The 2,872-nt window shown below is 69.7% G+C and carries 2 protein-coding genes; one reads left to right on the top strand and one right to left on the bottom strand.

Translation table 11 applies throughout. The features are described from left to right. The first annotated feature begins 144 nt into the window (after nt 1-144). Entirely contained in the window at nt 145-1,161 is a 1,017-nt protein-coding gene (gene thiL, locus V7067_RS14830) for a thiamine-phosphate kinase (RefSeq protein ID WP_334176680.1), read from the top strand. Between the two features lie 143 nt (nt 1,162-1,304). Here the strand turns inward: thiL and V7067_RS14825 are convergent. After that, nucleotides 1,305-2,872: L,D-transpeptidase family protein (locus tag V7067_RS14825; protein WP_334176679.1), on the bottom strand; the 1,568-nt coding region annotated here is incomplete at its 5' end.

The following is a 2,872-nucleotide window of genomic DNA, read 5'->3' as shown; positions in this document are numbered from 1 at the left end:
CAGCAAGTCGGCTGGCGGCAAGTCGGCTGACAGCAAAACGGCTGCCGACCCCTCCCGCGGCTGAACGCACGGCCGGCGTCCGGGCCGGAGGCAGGCTGCCGCGATCGTCCTTCCCCGTTCCGTTTCGCCCGGAGGCGTTCTGTCATGTGTGCTGCCCCTGTCGCCGCCGGCCTCCCCCGCCCGGGTGAAGATGCCCTGATCGCCCGCTATTTCGCGCCGCTGGCCCTCGCCCCCGGTGCCGCCGGCCTGCTGGACGACGCCGCGGTGCTGCCGGCCGACGGGGCCAGCGATCAGGTGCTGACCACCGACGCCATCGCTGTCGGCGTTCATTTCCTGCCCGACGATGCGCCGGGCGAGATCGCCCGCAAGGCGCTGCGCGTCAATCTTTCCGATCTCGCCGCCAAGGGCGCCAGACCCTACGGCTACCTGCTGACGCTGGCGCTGCCGGACGACTGGCGCGAGGACTGGCTTGCCGCCTTTGCCGCCGGCCTGGCGGACGATCAGGCGGCGTTCGGCGTGTCGCTGCTGGGCGGCGATACGATTCGCGCCGCCGGCGGGCTGACGGTTTCGGTCACCGCCATCGGCACGGTGGCCCGCGGCGCGGCCGTGCGGCGCACCACCGGGCGGCCGGGCCAGCGCCTGTTCGTGACCGGCACCATCGGCGATGCCGCGCTGGGCCTCCGGCTGCGGCGCGACGAGGCCCTTGCCGCCCGCGCCGGTCTTTCGCCGGCCGAAGCCGCCTTTCTGGCCGAGCGCTATGTGCGCCCCCGCCCCCGCCTCGACGCCGCCGATGCCATCCGCCGCCATGCCGCCGCCGCGATGGATATTTCCGACGGTCTTGCCGGCGATCTCGCCCGGCTGTGCGCGGCCTCCGGCACCGGTGCCGTCATCGAACGCGCCCGGGTGCCGCTGTCGCCGGCTGCCCGGCGGCTGGTCGCCGCTGAGCCCGGCCTGTGGCCGGCGGTTCTCGCCGGCGGAGACGATTACGAGATTCTTGCCGCCGTTCCGCCGGAGCGCGCCGGGGATTTTGCCGGCGAAGTCGCCGCGGCCGGCCTCGTTGCCTGCGATATCGGCGTTCTGACCGCCGGCAGCAGCGTCGATGTGCTCGACGAGGCGGGCCGGCCCCTGCCCGTGGGCAAGGCACCGTTTCAGCATTTCTGAAGGCAGCGACATTTCCCGAGGCGGGTGACAGCCCGTTCGAATCCGCTGCCACAAAGACGAGCGCGACGAACACGAGCGCAATAAAAAAGGGCCGGTTACCCGGCCCTTTTTTCGTTTTCAGGTGCGGCCCGCGGGGCCGCGCATCAGTAGGTCTGGCCAGTGCCCGAATCGCCGTAGGCCGGGCTGGGCTTGTAGCCGGAGAACGAACTCGACGTGTTCTGGCCCGGGGTGACGCCACCGAAGCTCTCGGTCGCGGCCGGCTGGCTGTAGTTCTGCTGCGCGGGCTGGGCATAGGCCTGCTGCTGGGCCGGGGCCTGCTGCACGGCCGCGCGCTGCTGGGTGGCCGGGGCGGAGGTCGCGACCCGATCGGTCGTGGCGCTGCCATCGGTCACGACCACGCTGCCGAGGCCATCGCGCTCGTAGATGTCGGAGCGGAAATTGACCACGCCTTCCGGGGTCGCCCACGCGGTGATGTAGGCCCACGCCAGCGGAACCGGCGGCAGAACCTGCGCGTCGACACGCTCGCCGGACCGGATCACGTCGTCGATGTGCGAGGACGGCCACTGCGGATTGGTCTTCAGCAGCCAGCCGATCAGACCGCGCACGTTCTGCACGCGCACGCAGCCGGAAGAGTGGAAGCGGCCGTCCTGCCCGAACAGGCTCTTGGCCGGCGTATCGTGCATGTAGACCGAATAGGGGTTGGCGAAGTTGATTTTCACCGTGCCCATCGAATTGTCGAGGCCGGGCTCCTGCCGGTAGGTGAACTGAGTCGCCTGCAGGGTGTTCCAGTCGATCTCGGTGGCCTGACGCTCGCGGCCCTGACCGTCGTAGATGTGGATCTTGTTCTTGGTCAGGTAGTTCGGGTTGGCCTGCATCTTCGGGATCAGATCCTTGCGGACGATCGAGGCCGGAACGTGCCAGTAGGGATTGAAGTTGATCTGGCTGATCTTGGCGGTCAGGATCGGGCTCGCGCGGTCGGCCTTGCCGACCACGGCGAGATGGTGGGAGGCCACCATGCCGTTTTCCACCGCCTCAAGCTCTGCACCCGGCAGGTTCACCATCACATAGCGCGGGCCCAAACCGCCGGCCATCGCCTTGACGCGCACGAGGTTCAGCTCAAGCTGCTTGAGGCGAATGTCGGCCGGCACGTTGAGGGCCAGCAGCGTGCCGCCGCCGACGACACCGTCGGGCTGCAGACCGTTGCGGATCTGGAAGCGGCGCAGGGCGGAATCGACGTAGGAATCGAACACATCCTGCCGGCCGCTGTTCTGCGTCAGATCGCCGGTCACCAGCAGACGCTGGCGCAGGGTCGCAACGTTGGTGCTGCGGGTGCCGAGCTTCAGCTTCAGCGGCATGCTGGTGGGCAGGCTCGGCCAGCCGCCGCGCTGCACGATGAGCTGATAATCCTGAATGGCGCGCTCGGTGGCGGCCACTGTTTCGGGCGAGAAGGTCGGCCGGCGCGACTTCACGTTCTGCATGCTCGGCATCTGGGCGTCGAAACGGTCGGCCCATTCCGCACCGTTGCCGCCCTGGGACGCCGTGGCATAGGCCGACTGGGCCAGCGCCGGGCCGGCCAGCATGGCCCCCAGTGCGCCGCCGCCCATCAGCGCCAGAGCGTTGCGGCGGGCCATGGAAACCGGCCGCCCCTCCCCCGAGACGAAGGAACGCAGACGCTGCGCCAGACGAACAGAGCCTTGCGCCACCGCGCTTT

Origin of the sequence: Pseudoxanthobacter sp., assembly GCF_036822375.1 — a bacterium.
Taxonomy (GTDB): Bacteria; Pseudomonadota; Alphaproteobacteria; order Rhizobiales; family Segnochrobactraceae; genus Pseudoxanthobacter.
Note: the sequence above shows the minus strand (reverse complement) of the source record. Positions and strands in the feature narration are given on the sequence as shown.